The sequence below is a fragment of the Neolewinella marina genome (assembly GCF_002631205.1).
Lineage (GTDB): Bacteria > Bacteroidota > Bacteroidia > Chitinophagales > Saprospiraceae > Neolewinella > Neolewinella marina.
This window is the reverse complement of record NZ_PDLO01000002.1, coordinates 103,414-128,399: the sequence shown is the minus strand read 5'-3', so window position 1 is coordinate 128,399 and position 24,986 is coordinate 103,414. Positions and strand designations below refer to the sequence as shown.

Here is a 24,986-nt window from a genome sequence, read left to right as displayed (position 1 = left end):
ACAACGAAAAAGGGGGTAGTTGCACACTGGCAACTACCCCCTTTCCTTTTGGGTGAGGTAGCGGCGTTACGGCACCACCACCTTGACGGCCTGGGTGGAGCCGTCGCCCTGTATGAAGTGCAGCAGGTAGAGACCTGCGGGCAGGCCGTCCATGCTAACGAGGCCACCCGTAGCCTGCAGGGCACCCCGCCGCAGCACCTGCCCGCTCATGGCGATCAGGCTGTACTGGCTGCTGGCGTCGAAAGCCACCACGCGGTAGGCCCGGTGGCCCACCCGCTCGACGGTGGCCCGGGCCGATTTGCCTTTCAGCAGGGTGGCCGAGGCTTCGTGGCTGTAACGGGCCATGCCGTCGGTACCCACCAGTTTCAGCCGGTAGGTATTCATGCCGGACACCGCGCCCTGGTCGTTGAAGACGTACTGGCGGTTGGCGTTGCTGTTGCCGCCGGAAACCTTGACGGTACCGATGGTCTGGAAGGCGCCCGTAGCGTCCAGCCGCTCAACCGCGAAGTATTCGGCGGTGATGCCGGGTACGGCCACCCACTGCAGCTTCACCTTGTTCCCCGAGGGGGCGGCGGTGAATTCCATCAGCTCGTCCGTCAGCGCGGGACCCAGGTCGAGGCCAACGATCAGCGGATCGTGGTCGCTGAAGCGGTAGAAGTCCGGGGCGTAGAGCCCATCGCTCAGTCCCTCCGTATTGTAGTCCAGGACGGCGGGTTCCGCGGAGTTCACGCCCCAGGTGGCGGCACCCGCAAGGGCATCCGCCAGGCTGTTGCTGGCCAGTACGTAGTCCAGGCTGCCCCACTGCCCCTGGAAGCCATAGGAGGCCGCGCCACCGCCGCAGGGGAAGCTGGCAGGATCGGAAACGGCCACCTTGGTATTGAAGTAGCCGGCCTCGAGGATGGTCTGGATGGGATCTTCCATGCGGTAGGCATTCAGGTCGCCGATGATGAGGATGTCCTCTTCGTCCACCCCCGTCGGGTTAGTGGCAAGCCACTCGGTGATGGCCCGGGCCGCCGCGTCGCGTACGGTATTGCAGTTGCCGGATCCGTCGCCGGTATTGTCGCCGCAGCCACTGCCCTTGCTCTTGAAGTGGTTGACGACCACGGTCAGCTGCTGGCCGTAGTTCTCACTTGCGGGGTCGATCACCCGGAAGGTCTGGGCCAGGGGCACGCGGTTGGTACCGGGGCCTACGAATACCGAAGCCGGTTCGGCCAGGGCCGCGGCGGTGCCGCTTTCCGCTACGCGGTCGGCCTGGTAGATCAGGGCCACCATGATCTGGTCGCTGCCGGTGTTGGGGGAAGTCACGTAGGTGTATTGCGTGCCGCAGCTGGCGTTGAGGGCGGCTATGAGGTCCTGCAGGGCCGCATAGTTTTTGTTTTCAATCTCGATGAGGCCCACGATGTCCGCGTTCAGGGCACAGAGGGCGTTGACGATCTTGGCTTGCTGCCGCTCGAATTCCTCGGCGTTGTCGGCTCCGCGGCCGGATCCGCCCAGGGTGGTGAAGTAGTTCAGCACGTTGGCGCTCACGACGGTGACCTCACCGCCAACGACCGGCGCGGTCGCGGGGCGTACGTTGCCGCCCAGCACAACCTGGTCGGTTTCGGTGGGCTGAATCCGGTAATTGTTGAAGCCGTAGCCGAGGATGCCGGTGAGGTTTTCGATGGTCTGGCCGGCGCGCAGGGTGTTGGTGGCGCTCAGCGTGCTGCCGTCGGGCAGGCGGACGGGGGAGACGTTGCTGCCGCCGCGGCCGTCGTCCACGAGGATGACATCGGACTGCTGGGAGGCGGTGTAGGCCGCCAGGGCGGCCGCGTCGGGCGCATTACATTCGGTGAACTGGATCAGCCGCTCGCCGGAAGTGACCGTCACTTCCCCGAAGCGGGCCAGGTTGGAGTTGTCGGTTACGACCAGGTCCAGGGGCGTCACCCGCATGCCTTCGAGGGCTTCCAGCTCCGCTTCGCTGAGCGGCAGGGTAAGGTTAATTGCTACGGGCAGGGGCAGGCCGGATTCGAGAACGGTAATGCTGGCGTTGGTGAGCTGGGTCTGGCCGGAGAACTCCGCCGCCCGTCCGGTAATCTTTACGAGGTCGCCCACGCTCACGCTGGCGTTGTCGGCAAAGACGAACAGTCCTTCGGAGGTAGCCGGGTCACTGTCGTTGTCCTTGTCCTCTTCCTGGATGTAGAATCCACGCAGTCCCTCGCCGCTGCCGCCGGGGAAGCTGCCGGTGACGACGGCTTCCACTGTTACCGTTTCACCCGCCAGGGGAGTGGAGGAACCTGCGCCCTGCACAGTGCTGATCAGGATGGTGCCGAAGAGGTCCTCGTCGATGATGCTGAGGGTGGCTCCGGCACCCGGGGAGTAGGCCGGGTCGGAAACTCCCGTCACGGTAAGTTCAATGGTCTCGTCCCCTTCGATGGCCGTGTCGTCAATAACCTGGAGGAGTACCGCCGCGGCGTTCTGACCGGAGGAAATGGTTACGCTACCCCCGTTCGGGTCGCTGTAGTCCGTGCCGGTCGTAGCCGTTCCGCTCAGCGCGTAGGTGATCGTTACGGGACCGGTAGCGGGGCGGGAAAGGGCAATGGAGAAGCCCCCGTCCGTGGCCGGTTCTTCCAGGTTGGCCTCGGCCGTCACGGTGACCTGGGGACCCGCCGCTCCGGCCCGGTAAGTACCGAAGGGGGTGGCAGCGCCCATTTCGGCGTTGTTGAGGCCGTCCAGGACTTTATTGCCACCGGCCCATTCGCTCAGGTCGAAGGTGGGGGAGGGGCCCGTGTTGTCCAGGCGGTAGAGGAATCCGTCCTGGTAAAGGTTTTCCCGCACGCCGATGGTGCCGCCGGTTACGTCCACGATGGTGGCACCCTGTTGCAGGGCAAAGACGTCGTCGCCATTGCCGCTTACGTTGCCGTTGCGGATGGGGTCGGCGAAATCACCGCCCGTACCGAAGGTGGCCTCGAAGGAAGCCAGGTCGCTGACCACGTAGACGTAGCGATCGGTGAAGGTGCCGTTAAGGGAAATGTCGGTACCCGAAGTGCCGCCGTTGGCGTAGCGGACCAGGGTGTAGTCGCCCAGGTTCACCGTGCCCTCGACGAAGAGCTCGATGGCCTTGGGGAGGCCGCCCGGGGCGTCACCGTCCATAATGCCGGTCAGGATGACTCGCTGGGAATAAAGGGAAAGGGTGCCGCCGAGTACCGACAGCAGAAGTAGAAATATCCGCATGTGTTGTGTTTGGTAGTGGTGTGGTAGAGAAAGTGTGGGGTACGGCCAGCAGGCCGGCCGCTGACGAAGGTAAGCGGACGATGAGGGATTCAGGTTACCCGAATGTGAAATCTGCTAGGGCACCACCACCTTGAAAGTCAGCGGGGCGGCCCCGGGGCTGTTCAGCACCACGAAGTATATGCCGGCGGGCAGGCCGGCTACGCTGAACTGGCCGTGGGTGCCGGCCTCCACCGTTCCCGAGGCGATCACTTGGCCTCCGGCATCCGAGAGCAGGTAGCGGCCGCCACGGGTGACCCCCACGAAAGCGTAGTCCACGTCGCCCCGGCGCTCCAGCCGAATGGGGGCGGCCGCCTTTCCCTTTGTGGTTCCGGTGGTTGCGGAGAGGTCTAGTCCCACCACGATGGGGTCGTGGTCGCTGAAACGGTAAAAATCCGGAGCGTACAGCGCGTTGTCCGTGCCGGTTTGCCGGTAGTCGAGGACGTCGGGTTCCGGTGCGTTGACGGTCCAGGCCGTAGCTCCGGTGACGCGGGGCGCCAGGGCGGCACTGGCCAGGGCATAATCGAGGCTACCCCACTGTCCGCCGAAGACGTAAGAGGGTGGCCCGCCGCCGCAGGGGAAACGGTCGTTGTCCATGGTCTTGGTGTTGTGGTATCCGGCTTCCCGGAAAACCTCGATGGGATCTTCCATCCGGTAGCTGTTCAGGTCGCCGACCACCAGGATATTTTCTTCCGCTACCCCCGTTGGGTGGGTGGCTAGCCAGTCCGCTACCGCCCGGGCCGCGGCGGTGCGGGTACCGTTGCAGTTTCCGGCGCCCCGGGTGGTGTCGTCGTCTCCCGCCCCGCAGCCACTGCCCTTGCTTTTGAAATGATTGACGGCCACGGTTACTTCCTCACCCTGGCTGTCGCTGGCGGGATCGATCACGCGGAAGGTCTGCGCCAGGGGTACGCGATTGCTGCCGCGGCCCACGAAGAGTTCGCGGGGGGTAGACAGGGTCGCGGCGGTGCCCGATTCCTCCAGCCGGTCGCTGCGGTAGATCAGGGCCACAGCGATCTCATCTTCCCCGGTATCGGGGGAACGGACGTAGGCGTAATTAAGGCCGCAGGCGGCGTTCAGGGCATCGGTGAGCCGCTGCAGGGCCACGTTGTCGTTGTTCTCGATTTCTAGCAGCCCGACGATGTCGCCCCGGAGGGCACATAGGGCCGCGATGATCTTGGCTTCCTGCCGCTGAAGTTCAGCGTCGGTTTCCGCACCCCGGCTGCCCAGGGTAGTGAAGTAGTTGAGCACATTCGCGCTGACCACCCGTAGGTCTCCGCCTACTTCCGGCGCACTTTCGGGGCGGACTTCGCCCCCGAAAGTCACTACAGCCGTTTCCGTGGGTTGCAGGCGGTAGCGGTCAAAGCCGTAGCCCAGCACCCCGGTGAGCCCCTGGATGGTCTGTCCGGCGCGGAGGCTGTTGGTGGCCGAAAGGGTGGAACCATCCGGTAGCCGGACGGGCTCCAGGTTGCTGCCGCCGCGACCGTCGTCGATGACGAGGACGTCCGTAGCCAGTTCTGCGAGATAGGCCCGGTAGGCGGCGGAGTCGGGGCGGTGGCATTCGGTGAACTGAGCCAGGCGCTCGCCTGAAGTCACCTCTACCTCCCCGAAGCGATCCAGGTTGTCGACGCGGGTAACGACGATGTCCTGGGGCGACACGCGCATCCCTTCACGGGCTTCCAGGGCAGCGGCGGACTGGGGGAGGGTAAGGGGCACCGCAGCGGGCAACGGCACGCCCCGGCGGTTTACGGTGATGCTGGCACCGGCGTCCGCGCCCCGCAGTTGGGTTTGTCCGAAGTATTCCTCTACCTCGGCCGTGACCGTGACCAGGTCACCCACCGCCACCTCCGGCGTCTGGGCGAATACGAAAATGCCTTCGGAGGTCGTCGAATCCGCGTCTACGTCCGCGTCCTCCTCCTGAAGGTAGAAACCCCGCAGCCCATCCTGAAAATCGCCGGTGACCACCCCCTGTACAGTGACGGTGCTGCCGGCCAGCGGACTGATATCTCCACTGCCCTGGACGGCGTGAATGCCCGTGGGCGCGCGGACCGTCTGCTTCATTTCCAGCACCGCCTCATCGAGGGCCGACAGGTCGATGCGTACGACCGTTTCACCGCTGGGGCCAAACTGGCGGTCCTGGGCGTTCAGGCTGGTGCAACAAAGCAGGGCGAACAGGGAAAAGAATAGCTTCAAGGTGCGCGGGTGGTTTAAGCGCGCAAAGGTAAGGCTTCCGGCGGCCGTTCGTCTCCTGGGGGCAGGCTTGGTTCTTTCCTAGTTGATGGTGTAGGGCATGCGCTTGCTGGCGTTGCGCATCAGGTCCTCGATGAGGTCTTCGGGTTTGTTGAATACGCCGCCGCTGGCTTCCCAGTCGTAGTTCCAGACCATGCCCGCCTGGGCGTCGTGGACGTCCATATTGACGGTGGTGGCGTTGGTGGTTCCCGCTACGCCGGCCAGTACGCCCAGGGCGATGGCGGCCCCCTGGCTCATGGGTTTGCTGGTATTGAAGCGGGTGGTGATCACGGCGTCGACCCCGAGGGCTTCGGCCATTTCGGCGGGCGTCAGGTTGCGGTTATCGAGGGTGTAGCCAGCGCGTTCAAGCTTCGCGTTGGTAGTCTGGGGGTCCATGATTTCCAGGTTGCGAATCTTGCCCTGCTGCTTGCGGCGCAGCATCCAGCTGTAGAGTTCCCGCTGGAAGGTGTAGGTGTCTTCGCGGGCCGCGGCGTCGAGCTGGGCCTGGTCGTCCTTGGGCCGCCCCTTGATGGCTACCATGGGCGGGGCGATGGCGATCAGCTGGTGGTTGCGGGTCACCGAAGCCATATTGGGAGCCTCGTACACCTTGGGCCCACAGCCGGGAAGCAGCAGCAGGATACCCGGCAGGAGGAAACACAGAATCGTCTTCATAGCCGTAGATTAGGTGAATGGAATAATTAAAATTACGGCCGGTTTTCTCAGGAACCTATACCCTGGTGAAACAGAAAATTGTGCTGGGAAAGCGAGGGAATCACCCGGCCTGCCGGCATAAAAAAAAGCCGGTCACCGGGGGCTGGCCACCGGGGTGGAGGACGACCCGATCGGTGACCGGCAGTGGAGGCTTTCGCCGCCGTCGGACTAGCCCAGGGTGTAGGGCATGCGCTTGCTCGCGTTGCGCATCAGCATCTCCACCAGGTCCTCGGCCTTGTTCAGGACGCCACCGCTGGCTTCCCAGTCGTAGTTCCAGATCATGCCCTCACGCGCATCGTGGATGTCCATGTTCACGGTAGTGGCGTTGGTGGCGCCAGATACCCCGACCAGCAGGCCCAGGGCGATGGCGGCCCCCTGGCTCATGGGCTTGCTCATGTTAAAGCGGGTGGTGATGACGGCGTCGACCCCGAGGGCCTCGGCCATTTCGGCGGGCGTCAGGATACGGGAGTCGATGGTGTAGCCAGCGCGTTCCAGCTTGGCGTTGGTGGTTTCCGGATCCATGATCTCCAGGCCGCGAATCTTGCCCTGCTGCTTGCGGCGCAGCATCCAGCTGTAGATTTCTCGCTGGAAGGTGTAGGTGTCCTCGCGGGCCGCGGCCTCGAGTTGGGACTGGTCGTCCTTGGGGCGTCCCTTGATGGCCACCGACGGGGGGACGATGGCGATGAGTTGGTGGCTGCGGCTGACGGACGCCATGTTCGGGGCCTCGTAGACCTTGGGACCACAGGCGGTCAGGCACAGCAAGGCCAGGAAAAGGATGAAGGAGAAAATTCGCATAGTTGGGTGAGTGTGTAAAAAAGGATTGACCCATGAGGGGCCGTGTCGCCAGCAAAATAATTGCGGCGCGCCACATTTTGGGGGCGAATTGCTGTTATTTCGTCAATCGGTGATGCTACTTCCGCATTTCCCGGTCCAGGGCGGCGCGGTCGAGGCGGTAGAGTACGGGGCCGCCCTTCACGCCGGCGCGTTTGGCCCTGGTTTCGATGAGGAAATCGTAGGCCAGAATTTTGCGGCGGAAGTTGCGGCGGTCAAGGGCCTCGCCGAGGATCCCTTCGTACAGTTGCTGGGCCTCGGTGAGGGTAAAGCGGTCGGGGAGGAGGTCGAAGGCCAGGGGGCGGTCCCGGAGCTGCTGGATGAGTCGCTGGTGGGCGTCGTTGAGCAGGCGGCCGTGGTCGAAGCCCAGGGGGGGGACTTCGCTAAGCGGGTGCCAGGCCACGTCGCTCAGGTAGCCTTTTGCCACCGGGGTGTGGTTTTCGGGCTTGACGAGAGCGTAGTAGCAGGTGGTCACTACCCGGCGCACGGGGTGGCGGTCGGGTTCGCTGTAGGTAGCTACTTGCTGTAGGAAGAGGTCGCGGACCCCCACGAGTTCAAGCATGACCCGGCGGGCGGTCTGTTCCAGCCGTTCGTCTTCGCCCATGGCCCCGCCGGGGAGCACCCAGTGGCCGGCGAAGGGTTCTACGTTGCGCTGCACGAGCAGCACCTTGAGTACGCCTTCCGAGAAGCCGAACACGGCGCAGTCGGCCGTGTGGGTGGCCGCCGCGCTCTGGGGCGTTACCCGGGTATTTAGCGTCCCATCCATCCGCCGTCCACCACGAGGATGGTTCCGTTTACATAATCGGATGCCGCGCTGGCCAAAAAGACTACGGGTCCCTTGAAGTCGTCGGGCTCCCCCCAGCGCCCGGCGGGGATCCGCCCCAAAATGGTTTGGGAGCGTTCGGTGTTGTCCTGCAGGGCCTGGGTATTGTCGGTGCGTACGTAGCCGGGGGCGATCGCATTCACCTGGACGCCGCGGCTGGCCCATTCATTGGAGAGTGCCATGGTGAGCTGGCCGATGGCGCCCTTGGAAGCGGCGTAGCCCGGCACCGTGATGCCCCCCTGGAAGGTGAGCAGGGAGGCCGTGAAGATGATCTTGCCGCTGCCCCGCGCCACCATGCCGCGCCCGAACTCCCGGGAGAGAATGAACTGGGCCGTCTGGTTGATTTCGATCACCCGGTCCCAGTACGCGTCGCTGTGCTCCGCGGCGGGGGCCCGCAGAATGGTGCCGGCGTTATTGACGAGGATGTCGGGCACCCCGTGATCGGCCGTTACGGCCCGGACGAAGGTGTAGAGGCTTTCGCGGTTGGCGAAGTCACACTGGTAGGGGGTAAACCGGCGGCCGGTGGCATTTACCGCCCGCTCGATGGCCGAATCCGGCGCGAGGGTAGCGGATACCCCGATGATGTCGGCGCCGGCCTCCGCCAGTCCGAGGGCCATGGCGTAGCCGATGCCGCGCTTGCAGCCGGTTACCACCGCCGTCTTGCCGCTCAGGTCAAATGATGTCATGGTCCTTGGTTGAGGCTGGTTTGGTTAGCGGATTTCGTCGAGGGCGGCGGCGTCCATGTCGCTGAACGACTGGTTCTCGCCGGCCATACCCCAGACGAAGCGGTAGTTGGCCGTACCGGCTCCGCTGTGGATGGACCAGGGCGGGGAGATAACGGCCTCGAAGTTGCGGACGGCCAGGTGGCGGGTTTCCCGGGGCTGGCCCATGAAATGCATCACGAGCTCGTCCTCCGGCAGGTCAAAGTAAAGGTACACCTCCATGCGGCGCTCGTGGGTGTGGGGGGGGAAGGTATTCCAGATGTTGCCGGGGAGCAACTCGGTAAAGCCCATTACCAGTTGGGAACTCTGGATGCCGTTTTCGTGAATGTACTGGTAGAGCACCCGCTGGTTGGCGTGGTCCTTGTTGCCCAGTTCCACCCGGTTGGCGTCCTGCTGGCTGCAGTGTGTGGTGGGGTGCTCGGCGTGGGAGGGGGCGCTGTTCAGGTAAAAGCGGGCGGGATTGGCCGCCGCCGAACTGGAAAAGGTCACCTCGCGGGCGCCGCGGCCCACGTAAAGGCAGTCGAAACGCGCCATGGAGTAACGGGTGCCGTCGACGGTCACCGCCCCGGCGCCGCCGAGGTTCAGGATGCCCAGCTCGCGGCGTTCGAGGAAGAATTCGGCCCGCAGGTCGTCGTCGTTTTCCAGGCTGAGCGGCGTGGTGGTAGGTACTGCGCCCCCGAAAATGAAGCGGTCGTAGTGGGAATGCAGCAATTCGATGCGCCCTTCCTGCAGGAGGCCGGTGGCCAGGTATTCGTCGCGGATCTCCTGGGTGTTGAGGCGGGTAAAGTGGGTGGGGTGGATGCCGTAGCGGGTCTGCATGGTATATTCTTGTGCGTCAAATATACACAGAATACCCCAGTGCGGTTCCCTATTAAGGCCGAATCCAGAACTGCTGGGGGTCGACGGCCTGCCGTTTCTTGCCGATCAGCACTTCGAAGTGGAGGTGGGGCAGGGTGGAGCGGGCATTGCCGGTATTCCCGACGGTGCCGAGCACTTCACCGGCGGCCACGGTTTGTCCTTCCTCCACGGCCCAGTCGTCCAGGTGGGCGTAGTAGTACAGCCGGCCGGCGGCGTCGCGCAGGTACAACTGCCTTCCGCCAATGCCGCCTTCGCGGCGACGTTCCACGGTACCCGCAGCCACGGCTACCACGGCGGTGCCCCGTGGAGCGCTGATGTCGATGCCTTTGTGGAGGCGGTGGGCCCCGCGCTTATCGCCGAATACGCTGATGATGGCCTCGGGGGACAGTCCCTCCACGGGGAAGTACAGCGCCGGTTCATCGTCGCCGATCTTCACGGGCGGGGGTGGGGCCACCACTACCGGGGCGGGAGGTTTGGGGAGGGCGGCCACGGGGGCCACCGTTAGCATGGTGGTTGGCGGCAGGGGCGGCTCCTCCTGGATGCAGAAGCTGCCTTCACCGGTGGAAAGCTGCGGGGGCGGTGGCGCGGGACGCAGCGACGTCCCCACCATGCAAGTAATCAGGGCCGCTTCGAAGAGCAGGGCTTGTTTCAGCATGTTGGTGTAGGTTGTTGATGCAAATTACGCCCACCCCCCTGCATGTATTACCCTCCCGCTGGCCTCTAGCCTCGCCACGCCGGCCACGGAGCAAGGCCCCGCCCCGATTTTGTTTGTCTCGGCATAAAACAATTATGATTTCCTTAACTGCCCTTTTTGCCCCATCATTCGTCTCGTAGCGATGGCTTCGGCCATTCCCTGCCGGGCTTGGGGGCGCTGAGGAGGCTAACTGCAAGACGAAAAAAGCCCACCGCGGAAACCTCCGCGGTGGGCTTTTCAATTCCGTTGCCGGGAACTGGCCGTGGGTGCTAGCGCACCAGCAGGCGGGTGCTTTCCCCGCCGGCGCGTAGCACGTAGATGCCGCCGGGGAGGTTAGCCGGCAGGTCGATGCCCCCGTTCGTGGCGGGAGACCGCTGGATTTCCCGGCCGGTGATGCTGTGGAGCACTACCTCGGTAACGTGGGCCGGTGCCTGGAAGGACACCCGCTGTCCGGCACGGGCCGGGTTCGGGTAGAGGGACTTCAGGGCGGCGGCCTCGCTGCCGTAGGTTACACTGCGCACCTCGAAGGTTTCCCGGGTACCGTCGAAGTCCTGCTGGATCAGGCGGTAGTAGTGGGTGCCCCCGGTGCTGGGCACGTCAAGGTGCTCGTAGCGGACTACACCATCAGAGCTGCCCTTGCCGTCGACCCGGGCAATTTCGGTGAAGTTGCGGCCGTCGGTACTGTATTCGATGCTGTAGAAGTCGTTGTCGATCTCGGAGCGGGTGGCCCACTTCAGCTTTACGCCTTTGGGAGTGGCCTCGGCCTTCCAGTAGTACATGTCTACGGGCAGGGCCTGGGCCTGGGCCTCGATAAAAGTTTCTAGATCGTCAAAGGAGGGAATGGGCCCTGTACTGTTCGACTGGTATTCAGTTCCTTGAAAGAAGATTACAGCATTGGTTGCAGATGGCTTAATGAACACGTCAAAATCCACAGCTGCGGAACTAACGCCGATTGAACTGTCAAAGATCACTGAATCTCCTTCTCCAATATTAATAGTGAAGGCGCCAATATTCAGGGGGCTATCTTCCCCACAACCGAGGGGCACCTCTACAGCAATGCCGGAGTTGTTGTCATTGTCGACTTTCAATACCCCCTCGAGTTCTCGATTGGCATTAATGATGTCATGGACGGGCTGTCCGTTGTTGTTGCAGGTGCTGCAGAAGAGGTCGGAACTGGCGTCGGTGCGGAACCCACAATTGCCTTGGGCGTAAGCGGGGGTTGCGCATGCCAATAGGCATACGAATACTAGTAAAAACTGCTTCATGGGGTTATGTTGTTAAAGTGTTCTAGCAAATAGGATAGCAGCCCTACCAGATGGAACTGCTATCAAGACACTCATGAAGCGCAAAAACCGGGGCATTTGTGCACCCAAACACGCAATAAATTTCCCTTGGGTCAAAAAAGTAACCGGCCTGCGCCCGTCGGGACGGGCGGCAGACCGGTGGTCAAATTTCCTTGCGCAGGGTCGGTTCGTTAAGGCCCAAACCGGCCGTGCGGGGGTTATGTACTTTCCCTACCTGACCAGCAGGCGGGTGTTGACGGAACCCGCCCGTAGGAGGTACACTCCGGCGGGGAGGGCGGGGTCAAGGTCGATCCCGCCGTTCGCCGCGGGATAGCGTTGGACGAGGTGTCCGGTAACGGAATAGAGCGACAACTCGCTAACCCCCTCCGGGGCCAGCACGGAAACCCGCTGCCCGGCGCGGGCCGGGTTGGGGTAGAGGGCGGAGAGGGTGGTGATTTCACCGAGGTTCGCACTGCGAACGGTAAAGTCGGTGCGTGTACCGTCATAATCTACCTGGCTCAGTCGGTAGAGGTTCAACCCCGCAGCGGGATCGGTATCTACGAACGAATACTCAGCAATTGTTTCGGAAGAACCCTGTCCGTCAATCCGGGCGATCTCGGTAAAGGCGCGACCGTCCGTGCTGTGCTCAATAAGGAAGTAATCGTTATCGGTTTCCAGGGTAGTCGCCCAGCTCAGAACTACCTTGCCACTGTTTATCCGGGCGTCCCAGTAGTAGAGGTTTACGGGGAGTGCCTGGGCTTCGGCCCGTATGGCTGCCTGGGCATCGGCAAAATTGTTGGTTCCTGTATTGTTGGTGTATACAATACCTCGAAAAATAATTTGAGAGTTTGTAGCCTGTCCGGTGAGGGTAAAGTTTTTAGCTTCCTCGTTCAACATTAATCCGACCAACTGGCTGCCCACAACCGTTGAAATTGTTACTCTTTCATTTGCACCTACAGTTAAGTTAACCGCCCCCAATGAAAGAGAGGAGTTTCCGCATTGCGTCGGAAACGTGAAAGTCCCGTTGCCGTTGATGATAACTGAAATATTTCCGGTCAGGGAGCCACCGCTGTTTTGATAGGTGGTGTTGCAGTTGGGATTGGAGCAAAAGTTAGCTCCACTGCTGCTTGAAGTTGTGATGACACACTGGGCGTCGAGGGAGGTGAGGTAGCCGAGTACCAAAGCAGTTAGTAAAAAGTGCTTCATTGGGTAAGTGTTGTTCAAGTGTATAAGCCCAAAGCAGTGGGGGTTGAAAAGCCCGACCCTCCGCTTTCGTCACCCAAAATAGGGAGTTCCCCGGTGGGATATATATTCGAAACGTTAAAGTTTTACCTAAACGCAATATATCCGAATGCAAAAGCGGCTCCCCCGGAATTCGGGAGAGCCGCCACGTTATTGAACGACAAAATTAAAGCTCTTTAGGTGGGGCGGATTTAGCGCACCAGCAGGCGTTGGCTGCGGTTGCCAATCCGCAGGACGTACACGCCGGCCTGCAGTCCGGAGGGCAGGTAGAACTGTCCGTCGAAGCCGGTGGCGGCCACGGGGGCGGAGGCGATGAGGCGACCGTCAAGGTGGTACAGGTTGGCCGTGGTGGGGGCCGACGGGGCCGCGAAACGAAGGGCCTGGCCGGCGAGGGCGGGGTTGGGGTAGACGCCGCCGGCGGTGGGGGCGGCCTGGTCGTCGGGGTACTCGGATGTGATGACGGCGTAGACCGCTGCGGTGCCGTCCAGGTCGTACTGGGTCAGGCGGTAGTAGTTGGTGCCTGGGCTCGGGGAGGCGTGGCGGTAGCGGTAAGTGAGGGTGGCGGTGCTTTGGGCGAATCCGGAAATTTGCGTAATTGGAATGAAGTTCCGTCCGTCGGTGCTGTGCTCCACTAGAAAGGAGTGATTATTGACCTCCCGCTCCGTCGTCCATTCCAACTCCACGCTGTTGCGCGCGGAGCGGGCCTTCCAGTCCACCAGGGTGATGGGCAGGATTGCTTCGCCGCCTCCGGCAGGGGGGGCTACCGTTGCGGAGCCCGACATGCGGTTGGCGAAGTCGGAATAGTTGCGGCCCGTTTGGTTGGGTTGGTACAACACTCCGTAAGCCGAGATGCTGGAGTGTACGTGCTTGCCGAACTCTGCGGTGACGGTGGTCCCCCGGGCCACGGTGGGGGGTTGGGCAAAGGTGAGGTGGGACTTGAATTCGGTCCGGATGATCACGTCGACCGAGAAGGTAACGGCCGATAGGTCGGCCGCAGCGATGGTATAGGAAACGTTGTCAACCACCAGGGTGCCGGTGAATATGCCGTTAACCAGCGCAGGGTTGCTACCCTGGCTGCAAATCGTACGGAAACTCTGGTTGAGGTTGGTGCTGTTGATGGTACACAAAGCCTGGCCGTTCATCACGGCCACAAGACCGACGAGGAATAGGCTGAAAATGTGTTTCATGAATAATGAGTCTGGTGCCCGATCCCGGGAAATTCCGGCAATCGATCGTATCAAGGGGACTATCCCGCATTGAACATAGGATTTGACGCCGCGATATTCACTAAGTCATATTTAATGTAAGTACATTAATTAAAATATTTGCTAGCCTGCTGCCGGACGGAGCCTAAACCAAAAAAGCTCCTGCGGAAAGGCAGGAGCTTTTGATTTTTTGGGGGGGGGTAGGGGTGCGTCCGCGGCAGCGATTGCCGGAACCCAGTGATGGCTTACCGCACCAGCAGCCGTTGCCCCTGGCTGCCCACCCGCAAAAGATAGACGCCGGGCTGCAGGGAGTTTGGCAATTGGAACTGTGCGTCGAAGGCATTGGTGCCGACCGGAGTAGAGGCGATGAGGCGGCCGTCAAGGTGGTACAGGTTGGCGGTGGTGCGGGCCGACGGGGCCGCGAAACGAATGGCCTGACCGGCGGTTGCGGGGTTGGGGTAAATGCCGGTGGTCGGCGTTACGCCCTGGAATTCCGAGGTGATAACGGGGTAGGTGGTGAAGCTGCCGTCCAGGTCGTACTGGGTGAGGCGGTAGAAGTTGGTACCCGCCGCCGGTGTGGCGTGGTAGTAGTTGTAGGTAAGCTTGCCTTTGCTGTTGCCGGCGCCGGACTGCTGGGTCAGGATAGTGAAGTTCAGTCCGTCGGTGCTGTGCTCTACCACGAAGAAGTCGTTATTAGCTTCCCGCAGGGTCGACCACCGCACTTCCACGCCTTCGCGCAGGAGGCTGGCTTCCCATTCGAGGAGGGTGATGGGCAGCATGGTCTCTCCGCCACCACCCGGGGCGGGGGCGGGGCCGGGAACGGTGGTGCGATTGTTCTCCGGACTGGTCATCAGGGCGGCCAGGTCATTGTAGGAAGTGCCGTTGTTGCTCCGCGGGGTATACTGTACCCCAAATACCCAGATGTAGCCGCTGTGTACGTGGTGAGCTTCGGAAACCGTAGTCGTGGTACCGTCGGCGATCATCGGATCCGCGGCAAAGGTCAAATTAGTGTGGCGGGCAATCCAGATGTCGAAATTGCCGGCGAATTCAATTCCTGCCAGGCAGTCGGCGCTGATGGTGTAGCTGGTGTGGACTTCGAGGCTGCCGGTAAACACACCGTTTACCAACGCTGGGTTGCCACTATTTACGCCGGTGGTGCAGGCGGTACAAAAATCCTGGTTGGCATTGCTGGCGTCAATGACGCATACGCCTTGGGCGCCCAGGACGAGGGATAACCCGGTGAAGAGAAGGGTGTAAAACAGTTTCATGTTAAGGTCTCTGGTGTATGATCCCGGGAAATACCGGCGATCGAATCCGCTTAGTGTAAAACCTGAATTAAGCGTGATTCCCTTATAAAACGCTGATTATAACCGGGAATTGCCCACGTCAGGGGTTTTCCCGGCGGGGGAATCGTTTTATGTATTTACATAAATTTATCGGTGCTGGAACCGGTTTCAATCCCCCCAGTGACCGCTTTTTCCACCCTGGCAGAATATCGTTTGGTATTACAGCCCCCCTATTTTTTAACATATTACTAGCCGAAACCCGAGGCAGGTAATTTTTCCAGGAAGGCGGACGGTGTCCCGATTCTCCATTTACTTTGCGGCCATGCCCCACCTGCTCACCTCCGCCCTGCCGTACGCCAACGGCCCCCTCCACCTCGGACACCTGGCCGGCGCCTACCTGCCCGCCGACATTTACGCCCGTTACCTCCGCCTCATGGGCAAGGACGTACTCTGGGTCTGCGGCAGCGATGAGCACGGAGCGGCCATCACCCTGCGGGCCAAGAAGGAGGGGATCAGTCCGCGGGACATCATCGACAAGTACCATACCTTAAACAAGGAGAGCTTCGCGGCCCTCGGCATCAGTTTCGATTACTACCACCGCACCAGCGCCCCCCTCCACCACGAAACCAGCCAGGAATTTTTCCGCACCCTGGACAAGAAAGGCGACGAGTTCATCGTGCGCAGCACCGAGCAGTACTACGACCCCGAGTTCGGACAATTCCTCGCCGACCGCTATATAAAAGGTACCTGTCCCCGCTGCGGCTTCGCCGAAGCCTACGGCGACCAGTGCGAGCACTGCGGCAGCGACCTGAGCCCCACCGAACTCATCAACCCCGTGTCCACCCTGAGCGGAACCCAGCCGATCCTGCGGGAAACCAAGCACTGGTACTTCGACCTGGCCAAGCATGAGGAATTCCTGCGTACGTGGATTCAGGAAGGCACCGTCGACGGGGAGCAACAGCACGATCCGGCCCAGTGGAAGAAGCACGTCATCGGCCAGTGCATGAGCTGGCTCAACGAAGGCCTGCAGCCCCGGGCCATCACCCGCGACCTCGACTGGGGCATCAGCGTACCCCATCCGGAGGCGGAGGGCAAAGTACTCTACGTCTGGTTCGACGCTCCCATCGGCTACATCAGCAGTACCCGGCAGTGGTGTCTGGAAAACGGCCGCGACTGGAAAGACTACTGGCAGAACCCGGATACCGAACTGATCCACTTCATTGGGAAGGACAACATAGTTTTCCACTGCCTCATTTTCCCGGCCATGCTGCGGGCCCACGGCGGTTACGTCCTGCCCAAAAACGTGCCGGCCAACCAGTTTCTCAATTTCGAGGGCGACAAGTTCAGCAAGTCCCGCGGCTGGGGCATCGAGCTCCACGAGTACGTGGAGGAATTCAAGGACTTCCCCAACGGGGAGGACGCCCTGCGCTGGGCCCTGATCCGCAACCTGCCCGAACAGCAGGACGCCGACTTCACCTGGGACGGCTTCACCGAATACTACGACAAGGACCTGGCCGACAAACTCGGCAACTTCCTCAACCGCGTGACGGTGCTCACCCACAAGTTTTTCAACGGCAAGGTGCCCACCCCGGCCGGCGGCGCGCGGGTGCAGGAGCGGCTCAGCGAAGCCCTGGAACGGATCGGCTCCCACATCGAAGCCTTCCGCTTCAAGGACGCCGCCACCGCCTTCGTGGAACTGGCCACCTTCGGCAACACCTTCCTGCAGGAGGCCGCCCCGTGGACGCTGGCAAAAGCCGACCCGGACGACCCCCGCATCGCGGAGGTGATGTACGACTGCCTGCAGATCGCCGCTGTACTGGCCCTGACCGCCCACCCCTTCGTGCCGCTGGTCAGCGCCAAGGTGAGAACCGTACTCCGACAGGAGATCGTTGAGAACGGCGACTGGGCCCAGGCTCGCGACCAGCTTTCCGCCGGCAAACCCCTGCTCCGCCCCGGCCACGCGATCGGAGAAGCCGGAGTACTCTTCCCCAAGATCGTCGACCGCAAGGACGACCGCCTGCTGCAAATCATCCAGCGCCAGCGCGATAAACTCACCGCGGCTTTGCAGGAGCGCGACGCCGCGGCGGCGCCGGTAGCGGAAACCCCCGCCAGCGCCCTCCCGCCCGCCAAGCCGGAGATCAGCTTCGAGGACTTCACCAAGTTGGACCTGCGCACCGCCACGGTGCTCACGGCGGAGCCCATCAAGAAGTCGAACAAGCTCTTGCACCTCACCATCGACCTCGGGGGTGGGGAAACCCGCAGCGTGGTCAGCGGCATTGCCAAGCATTTCGATCCGGCAGACCTGCCCGGCCAGCCCGTCGTGGTGGTCACCAATCTGGCCCCCCGCAAGATGGCCGGGGTGCGGAGTGAGGCCATGATCCTGATGGCGGAAGACGGAGAGGGTACGCTCCAGTTCGTATCTCCCCCAACCGGTTTTGGCAACGGTTGGACGGTTCGGTAGGGGCGGACGAACGGGGATGGGGCGAAAATGTTTTGAACGGTAGGGAAAATGGGAGTTTTGGCTCTTTTTCCCCTTGATTGGCGTGTTGCAACAACCTAAATTGATGGGCAGAGACACTTGCTTCATTCGCAAACCTTTTTAGGTTACGCCATACACTATGAGAATTCACAAGATCGACCTGTTGCGGTCGATTGGGCTGTTGATGATTATTGCTGCCCACTTATCGCCCCCGGCCCTGCTGCACCAGTTGAGGAACTTTGATGTCCCGTTGATGGTGCTGATTTCAGGAGCTTCCTTTCAGACCAGTCACCGCTCCGGGGAACTATATCCCAGGTACGTGTGGAAGCGTTTCAAACGCCTGATCGTGCCCGTGTGGATTTTCCTCACCTTGCGGTTCGTGGTTTTCTACCTGGCTTCTCCCAACCACCCCATTATGGATCCGGCCGGTATTCGCGACAGCTACCTGCTTTCGGACCGGATCGACTACCTCTGGATCATCCGCGTATTCTTCCTGGTGGCCCTGGTAGCTCCCCTCCTGTATCGCCTGAATCAGAAGATCCGCTCGGGGCGCGTTTTTTTCTCGCTGCTTTTCTTTGGAATGGGGGCATATCAGCTGGCCCGGCACCTTGAACTGGAGACTATTTTTGGTGCCATGTTCACCGGGTTCGCCCATTCGGCCCTTTACTACCTGATTCCATACGGCCTGGTGTACCTGCTGGGTATGCGGCTGATCAACCTGAGCAGACCGGTGCAGTGGCGATTGTTCTGGTTCTTTATGGCCTCGTTCGCGCTGTGGGGCATCGGGCTGGCCCAATTCACCGGCGACTGGGTATCCACCCAGCAGTATAAATACCCCGTTGCCTTTTACTATCTGTCGTACGCCATGGCCGTTTCCCTGTTGCTGTGGATCAAGGGGGAAGACATCTGGTCCAGGTTGGGCAACTGGGGCCGGCGTTATATCCATTTTATTTCCCGGCACTCGATCTGGCTCTACCTTTGGCACATTCCCCTGGTGCGGGCCGCCGGCTACGTAGACCTGCCTTTTGAGGCGGAATACCCCCTGGTTATTGTCCTGGCCACTTGTCTTGCCGCGCTCCAAATGCGGGTCATCGAGGCTTTGGTTCTGTCGTGGGTTTCCAATCGGGCCGTCATCAAGAATGTCCGCCTCATGCTCATGGGGTGACTAAAGCCCGTGGTTCGTCAGAACCTTTTGGCCTGCGGCCGCTATCTAAGGAACAGCTATGCCGTTCCAACCACATCCACCACGTGAGTTTGCCATTTTGTGTACCGGCTTCGGGCTGCTGGCCCTGGCCCTTTGGATCGACCGCCGCAACCCTGAACCGGTATATTCCCCCTATAGCGGGGAGTACCAGGGGGACGAGATCAACCCCTTTGACCGCCTGGGGTATACCGTGCGCGATGAGCGGGCCGGTAACCTGGCGGATGCCGGGCTGTACGGAGGACCGGCGCTTCCTTTGTTGCTCTCCTTCGACCGCCGGACCCGCCCGCATTACCCCCTCATCCTCCTGCTCTGGTTCCAGACCCTGCTGCTCACCTTTTCCCTGACGAGCCTGATCAAGAACGTCGCCAACCGGCCACGGCCCTACATCTACAATGCGGACTGGCACCCCGAACGGGAACTTTCCCGCAAGGACCGGGCGGCCTTTCTGTCCGGCCACGCCGCCAACGCAACGGCGGGGGCGGTGCTCTTCGCCTACCTGCTGGAAGCCTACGACCGCCCCCTGGCAAAGTACGGCCGCTGGCTGGCGATGGCCGTGGCGGGAACCACCGCATTCCTCCGGGTGAAAGCCGGCAAGCACTGGCCGACGGACGCCGCCGCGGGCGTGCTGCTGGGCGGCGCGGTCGCGGGTGCCGTGATCCGCGGACACCGTACCGGAGCCTGAACCACCCATTGTGCTTTTTCCTCAACCATCCATTCCTTCCGACCGTTCCAACTGCGAAATTTCGCCGTGCACACTTTTGGGTGGACGGCAACTTTATATTTGTGCTTAAACGAGATCTATGAAATTGCTTGTCTGCGTCAGTAAGACGCCGGAGACCACCACCAAAATCCAGCTCACTTCCGACGGTAGCGAAATCGACCGCTCCGGAGTTCAGTACATCATGAACCCCTACGACGAGTGGTACGCCCTGGTGCGCGCCCTGGAACTGAAGGAAGCCGCCGGGGGCACCGTCACCCTCCTGAACGTAGGGCCCGCCGAGAACGACCCCATCATCCGCAAGGGACTGGCCATCGGAGCCGACGACGCCGTGCGCATCGACGTATCCGACGAGAAGGACAGCCTCTACACCGCCCGGCAAATCGCCGAGTACTCCCGGGACCAGGCCTACGACCTCATCCTTTTCGGCAAGGAAACCATCAGCTACAACGGATCGGAGGTAGGTGCCATGGTGGCCGAATTCCTGGACTGGCCCTACATCGGCGATGCTACCCACCTGGAGGTGGAAGGGACGGCCGCAACGGTTACCCGCGACATCGAAGGCGGTGAGGAGGTCATTGAAGTACAGACCCCGCTTGCGCTCAGCGCCGCCAAGGGAATGGCCGAGCAGCGTATCCCGAATATGCGCGGCATCATGATGGCCAAGCGCAAGCCCCTGGAAGTGGTCCCGCCCGTCGACTTCCCCGATACCACCCGGATCGCCGGTTACCACAAGCCGGCCGAGAAGGGCAGCGTGAAGCTGATCGATCCCGAGAACATGGACGAACTCGTCCGCCTGCTCCACGAGGAGGCCAAGGTGATCTAGCTCAGGAAGCTGCCCCCACCCGGCGTTGCGAACCCCCGCCACGCCCCATCCCCAAACGATAATAAAGAAAAAGATATGGTACTCGTATACGCGGAAGCGACCAACGGAGAATTCAAGAAGGTAGCCCAGGAGGCTGTCGTTTACGGCCGGAAGACGGCCGAAGTACTGGGCACGGAATGCCACGCTGTAGTGCTCGGCGACCACGCCGGCGCCGAAGCGCTGGGCAAGTTCGGCGCCACTAAAGTGCACCGCATCAGCGGCGAACCGCTGAAGAACTTTGACGCCGCGGTGTATACCGTAGCCCTGTCGGAAGCGGCCAAACAACTCGGGGCAACGGTCATCATCCTGCCCCACAACAGCACCGGCAAGAACATCACCGGTCGTCTGGCCGCCCGGCTGGAAGCGGGATCGGTGACCGGTGCCAACGCGGTCCCGGAAATGAAGGACGGATACTTCACCGTGACCAAACCGGTATTTTCGGGCAAGGCATTCGCCCACGTACAGTTGCTCACCGACGTGAAGGTGATCAGCCTGGCCGGCAACTCCATCCCCGTCACCGAAACCGGCGGCGAGGCCGCCGTTAGCGACCTCTCGATCGATCTGCCACAGCCGAAAACTAGGGTCGTTAAGCACCAGGTGGCCAGCGGTCGGGTACCCCTGCCCGAAGCAGAGCTGGTAGTCAGTGGAGGCCGGGGCCTGAAAGGCCCCGAAAACTGGTCGGTCATCGAGGACCTCGCCGAGGCCCTCGGAGCCACCACCGCCTGCAGCCGCCCCGTGGCCGACAGCGACTGGCGGCCCCACCACGAGCACGTAGGACAAACCGGGGTGGCCATCCGCCCGAATCTCTACATCGCCGCGGGCATCAGTGGAGCGATTCAACACCTGGCCGGCGTGAACAACAGCAAAACCATCGTGGTGGTCAACAAAGATCCCGAGGCGCCCTTCTTCAAGGCCGCCGACTACGGGGTAGTCGGCGACCTCTTCGAAGTACTGCCCCGCCTGACGGAGGCCGTCAAGAAGTACAAGGGGCAGTAAAGAATTGCATTAGTCGATTAGAATTCGCCGGGTCAGTCCCCGCTCGCCGTTGATGCGCAGGAGGTAAATTCCCTTCGGCAAGTCGGCGGCGGGCAGGGGCTGTATTTCCCCGGTCAGCGGGAAGGTGACCAGCATCCTGCCGGTGATGGAATACAGACTGGCCGTGTGGCCGGCGAAACCCGCCGCGCGCAGTTGAAGGGCTCCTGCGGGAGCCGGCTGGGGCCAGACGGACAGCACCTGGGCATTATCGGTCGCCTCTATAGTGATGATGTCGGAGAAATGGAAGGCCCCGTCAAAATCGATTTGCTTTAACCGGTACTGCAGTTCCGTACCCGGCACGCCAAAGTCGGTGAATTTGTAGTCCGCTCCCGTACTGCGGTTCATGGCAGGTACTTCGCCTACGGATGACCAGTTGCGCCCGCTGTCGACGCTACGCTGTACTTCAAACAGTTCCGCATCCTCCTCGGATTCGGTGGCCCATTCTAGTTGCGCCTCACCGCCCCTGCGTTCGCCCAGCCAGCTGGTGTAGGTGACGGGTAGGGGGGCAACTACATAGCTGTACATTGCCCCTCCATTGTTGTTTAAAGTTATAGTTCTAAGATTGGCATCTGCATCAGTAGGCACCACAATAGATGCATTAGCTGTGGTAGTAGTACCACCGGAGGAAAATACGTAAAAGTAAACTGTTTGTCCTACGTTACCGGCGCCCCCGGGAATGTTGCCACCATAAATATTGGTGCCAGTAGTATTTGACATGGCGACCACAGTTGAACCAGTCATATTCTGATTTGTAGAATAGCGAATCCACATGGTTTGCAAATTTGAGGTAGTTTGGGTGCCTAACTTTGCTGTAACCTGAACGTTTTGGTCATTTGTAGAGGGGCCATTGTTAACAGTGAAATTCACGTCAGTTATCTCACGTATTGGCCCGCTTAATCTCCAAAACACGAATGTGCCTGACTGGTTAGGTTGGGGGGTTTTGAAAACGTAAGTGTGTTGGCCGCCGACGGTTCTGTATGTAGCCGCTGTGCATGGATAAGTTCCTACTATTGTTTTTCCATCTTCAGATCCGACGGATGTTTGAGCACCGTTAGGGCAATTTAGAGGGCCAACTTCTTGTCTGACTCCCGTTGAACTTCTCGTCACTAGTCGAAAATTTCGGGGAGTACCGGTAGTTGTAGTTACCGTTCCTCGATAGGTTCCACCTGTTCCAGGTAGTTCGGTGAAAAGTACGTCACCATTTGGGTTGGGCGTGGTTGGCGTCACACTAAATGGTACATCTCCTTTAACGGCATATTGTCCGACTACAGGGAATGACCAAATCAGGGTGCAGAAAAAAACGAAGTAAAGGTTTTTCATAGCGAATTGTGTGTTCAAAGTGTGTGAAAGTCTCAGAGTGATAAAGGCGGTGTGCTAATATAGTGTATCGTTGTTATCATCAACAGGAAAGGTGATTATTGTTATTGGCCAGGCTTTCTGTTGATTGGGTAGTTTATTGCATGCCACGCCAGATGGACACTTGTACGTTGGTGGTACAGCGCGTCACACTACATAAAACTACTTGGCAGGGGTACCCAGAGGCGCATCATTGAATGGCCCACGCGTAACTGTACAATGAGCATTGACACCCAAAAGGTGCCCAATCAAGCTGGAGGCTAATGTTGCGACCATGAATACAGTGTGTTTCGGGTCAGAATGGTCACGTCACCGAATATTCCATAGCCAGGGTGGACGTTCGGATTGCACCGACCCTCCACCAATGCGCCAGCCTTTTGCTTCCAATGATGGCCAGGGCTGAGCCTCGAACGGCGATTTGGTGATGCAGGGGTGCGCAACCGGGACGAGCTGCCCGAAAATCGCAGAAAACAGGGCCGACCAATTGATCAGCGCGGGAAGAGATTGTGTCATGTGGCTGTTGTTCGAAAGCGTCTAACTGATTCGGACGTAGGATTTTATGCTGGTAACGGTACTACCAGAAATCTTTTTCCAGTTGCTGTATTTGCTGCCCACCAGCAGTAATCACCTCCGCCGCCTGATGCCCAGAATGCCCAGGATACCCCGCGTAACCTCCCGGGCTACCGTGCGGCCGATCTGCCGCGACATGGTACTGGACATGATATCCTCCAGCATCGACTTCTCCTGGCGGGGACGGCCGCGCCGCCGCGTACTTCCCGTGGAGGTTTTCTGGGCCTGTTTACGCTGTTCCTCCATTTTGGCCTGGTGCTCTTCGGTCCGGGCCCGCTCCAGTTTCTTCTCCAGGATTTCGTATGCGCTTTCCCGGTCGACCTCCTCGTTGTATTTCCGCGCCAGCGGGGAACCGGAAACCAGGCTGCTGATCTCGCGGTCGGTGAGTACGTCCATGCGGCTTTCGGGGGCGCGCAGCAGGGTGCGGACCAGTGGGGTGGGGCGGCCCTTGCGGTCCAGGGCGGTGACGAAGGCCTCACCGGTACCCAGCTCCGTCAGGGTCTGGTCAATGTCGTAGAATTCGCTCAGGGGGTAATTCTCACTGGCCAACTTGATGGCCTTGCGGTCCTTGGCGGTGAAGGCCCGCAGGGCATGCTGCACCTTGAGGCCCAGCTGACCGAGCACGTCGGAGGGAATATCGGCCGGGTTCTGGGTCACGAAGATCAGGCCGACCCCCTTGGAGCGGATCAGCTTGATGATGGCCTCCAGCTGGTCCAGCAGGGCGTCGGTGGCCTCCTCGAATACCAGGTGGGCCTCATCGATGAATACCATCAGCTTGGGGCGATCCAGGTCCCCCTCCTCGGGGAAGGTGGCATAGATCTCGGCCAGCAACTGCAGCATGAAGGTCGAGAACAGCTTCGGCCGGTCCTGGACGTCGGTGAGGCGCACGATGGATACCACCCCGCGGCCCCGGTCGTCCAGGCGGACGAGGTCTTCCACCTCGAAGCTCCGCTCGCCGAAGAACTTCTCGGCCCCCTGCCCCTCCAGTTCCACTACGCGGCGCATAATGGCACCCACGGAAGCAGTGGAGATGCGTCCGTATTCCTTTTCTGCGGCTTCCTTGCCTTCATTGGTCATATACTGGAGCACCTTGCGCAGGTCCTTCAGGTCGAGCAGGGGCAGGCCCTCATCCTCTGCGTACTTGAAGGCCACGGCGATGATGCCCGACTGGGTATCGTTCAGGTCCAGCATCTTGGAGAACAGCACCGGGCCGAACTCCAGCACGGTGGCCCGCAACCGTGCGCCGGGTTCGTCGCTCAGGCTGAGCAGCTCCACCGGGCTGCCGGCCGCGGCAAAGGGAATGCCGATGGCCGCGTGGCGCTCATCGATCTTGGGGTGGTCATTGCCGGGCACGGCGATGCCGCTGAGGTCGCCCTTGATGTCCATGAGCAGGCTGGGAACTCCCTCGCGGCTAAGCTGCTCGGCAATGATCTGCAGCGTCTTGGTCTTGCCCGTACCCGTAGCGCCCGCGATGAGCCCGTGGCGGTTGAGGGTGCCCAGGGGGATGCGGACCAGGGTGTCGCGTTGGGCTTCCTCCCCGAGCATGGCCCCGCCGAGGACGAACGATGGGCCCTCGAAAGTGTAGCCTGCGGTGATGGTCTGGCGAAAGGATTCAGTCTGCTGCATGGTCTG

The 24,986-nt window shown here is 61.1% G+C and carries 19 protein-coding genes; 5 read left to right on the top strand and 14 right to left on the bottom strand.

Features of this window, described 5'->3' with window-relative positions; all coding sequences use genetic code 11:
• Window positions 1-66 precede the first annotated feature (66 nt).
• The 12 genes from CGL56_RS06050 to CGL56_RS05995 all read right to left on the bottom strand — a co-directional run bounded on the left by CGL56_RS06050 (window position 67) and on the right by CGL56_RS05995 (window position 15,109).
• Window positions 67-3,210: an ExeM/NucH family extracellular endonuclease gene (locus CGL56_RS06050; protein ID WP_099105639.1), complete on the bottom strand. Its 3,144-nt coding sequence runs from the start codon at window positions 3,208-3,210 to the stop codon at window positions 67-69.
• 114 nt (window positions 3,211-3,324) lie between these two features.
• Window positions 3,325-5,436 carry an ExeM/NucH family extracellular endonuclease gene (locus CGL56_RS06045; protein ID WP_099105638.1) on the bottom strand — a complete coding sequence of 704 codons (2,112 nt, stop codon included), beginning with the start codon at window positions 5,434-5,436 and terminating at the stop codon, window positions 3,325-3,327.
• A 78-nt stretch (window positions 5,437-5,514) separates the two neighbouring features.
• On the bottom strand, window positions 5,515-6,144 hold the full coding sequence (locus CGL56_RS06040; protein WP_099105637.1) for a hypothetical protein: 630 nt from the start codon (window positions 6,142-6,144) through the stop codon (window positions 5,515-5,517).
• Between the two features lie 207 nt (window positions 6,145-6,351).
• Complete coding sequence (locus tag CGL56_RS06035) at window positions 6,352-6,978, bottom strand: hypothetical protein (RefSeq protein ID WP_099105636.1); 627 nt, start codon at window positions 6,976-6,978, stop codon at window positions 6,352-6,354.
• 115 nt (window positions 6,979-7,093) lie between these two features.
• Window positions 7,094-7,780, bottom strand: a complete 687-nt coding sequence (locus tag CGL56_RS06030; RefSeq protein ID WP_099105635.1) for an NUDIX hydrolase — start codon at window positions 7,778-7,780, stop codon at window positions 7,094-7,096.
• Window positions 7,765-8,523: an SDR family oxidoreductase gene (locus tag CGL56_RS06025; RefSeq protein ID WP_099105634.1), complete on the bottom strand. Its 759-nt coding sequence runs from the start codon at window positions 8,521-8,523 to the stop codon at window positions 7,765-7,767. Before CGL56_RS06025 ends, CGL56_RS06030 begins: the two co-directional genes overlap by 16 nt.
• A 24-nt stretch (window positions 8,524-8,547) precedes the next feature.
• On the bottom strand, window positions 8,548-9,378 hold the full coding sequence (gene kduI / locus CGL56_RS06020; protein ID WP_099105633.1) for a 5-dehydro-4-deoxy-D-glucuronate isomerase: 831 nt from the start codon (window positions 9,376-9,378) through the stop codon (window positions 8,548-8,550).
• Between the two features lie 52 nt (window positions 9,379-9,430).
• Window positions 9,431-10,072, bottom strand: coding sequence for a M23 family metallopeptidase (locus CGL56_RS06015; protein ID WP_099105632.1), 642 nt, complete (start codon window positions 10,070-10,072; stop codon window positions 9,431-9,433).
• Between the two features lie 308 nt (window positions 10,073-10,380).
• Window positions 10,381-11,343, bottom strand: a complete 963-nt coding sequence (locus tag CGL56_RS18055; RefSeq protein WP_167641620.1) for a T9SS type A sorting domain-containing protein — start codon at window positions 11,341-11,343, stop codon at window positions 10,381-10,383.
• A 282-nt stretch (window positions 11,344-11,625) separates the two neighbouring features.
• Window positions 11,626-12,600, bottom strand: a complete 975-nt coding sequence (locus tag CGL56_RS06005; RefSeq protein ID WP_099105630.1) for a T9SS type A sorting domain-containing protein — start codon at window positions 12,598-12,600, stop codon at window positions 11,626-11,628.
• A 227-nt stretch (window positions 12,601-12,827) separates the two neighbouring features.
• A complete protein-coding gene (locus tag CGL56_RS06000) occupies window positions 12,828-13,823 on the bottom strand; it encodes a T9SS type A sorting domain-containing protein (RefSeq protein WP_099105629.1) in 996 nt (331 codons plus the stop codon).
• Window positions 13,824-14,086: 263 nt separating this feature from the next.
• Window positions 14,087-15,109 (bottom strand): T9SS type A sorting domain-containing protein, encoded by a 1,023-nt coding sequence (locus CGL56_RS05995; protein ID WP_099105628.1) that lies wholly within the window; start codon window positions 15,107-15,109, stop codon window positions 14,087-14,089.
• Window positions 15,110-15,449: 340 nt separating this feature from the next.
• Between CGL56_RS05995 and metG the strand changes: the two genes are divergently transcribed.
• The 5 genes from metG to CGL56_RS05970 all read left to right on the top strand — a co-directional run bounded on the left by metG (window position 15,450) and on the right by CGL56_RS05970 (window position 21,389).
• Window positions 15,450-17,588 (top strand): methionine--tRNA ligase, encoded by a 2,139-nt coding sequence (gene metG / locus CGL56_RS05990; RefSeq protein WP_099105627.1) that lies wholly within the window; start codon window positions 15,450-15,452, stop codon window positions 17,586-17,588.
• Between the two features lie 157 nt (window positions 17,589-17,745).
• A complete protein-coding gene (locus tag CGL56_RS05985) occupies window positions 17,746-18,771 on the top strand; it encodes an acyltransferase family protein (RefSeq protein WP_099105626.1) in 1,026 nt (341 codons plus the stop codon).
• A gap of 58 nt (window positions 18,772-18,829) precedes the next feature.
• Complete coding sequence (locus tag CGL56_RS05980) at window positions 18,830-19,492, top strand: phosphatase PAP2 family protein (RefSeq protein WP_099105625.1); 663 nt, start codon at window positions 18,830-18,832, stop codon at window positions 19,490-19,492.
• A gap of 118 nt (window positions 19,493-19,610) precedes the next feature.
• Window positions 19,611-20,354: an electron transfer flavoprotein subunit beta/FixA family protein gene (locus tag CGL56_RS05975; protein ID WP_099105624.1), complete on the top strand. Its 744-nt coding sequence runs from the start codon at window positions 19,611-19,613 to the stop codon at window positions 20,352-20,354.
• A gap of 75 nt (window positions 20,355-20,429) precedes the next feature.
• Window positions 20,430-21,389 (top strand): electron transfer flavoprotein subunit alpha/FixB family protein, encoded by a 960-nt coding sequence (locus CGL56_RS05970; protein WP_099105623.1) that lies wholly within the window; start codon window positions 20,430-20,432, stop codon window positions 21,387-21,389.
• A 9-nt stretch (window positions 21,390-21,398) separates the two neighbouring features.
• Here CGL56_RS05970 and CGL56_RS18210 read toward each other — a convergent pair whose 3' ends face one another.
• Window positions 21,399-21,953, bottom strand: a complete 555-nt coding sequence (locus CGL56_RS18210; protein WP_099105622.1) for a T9SS type A sorting domain-containing protein — start codon at window positions 21,951-21,953, stop codon at window positions 21,399-21,401.
• Between the two features lie 1,455 nt (window positions 21,954-23,408).
• Window positions 23,409-24,980 carry a helicase HerA-like domain-containing protein gene (locus tag CGL56_RS05960; RefSeq protein WP_099105621.1) on the bottom strand — a complete coding sequence of 524 codons (1,572 nt, stop codon included), beginning with the start codon at window positions 24,978-24,980 and terminating at the stop codon, window positions 23,409-23,411.
• Window positions 24,981-24,986: the final 6 nt, after the last annotated feature.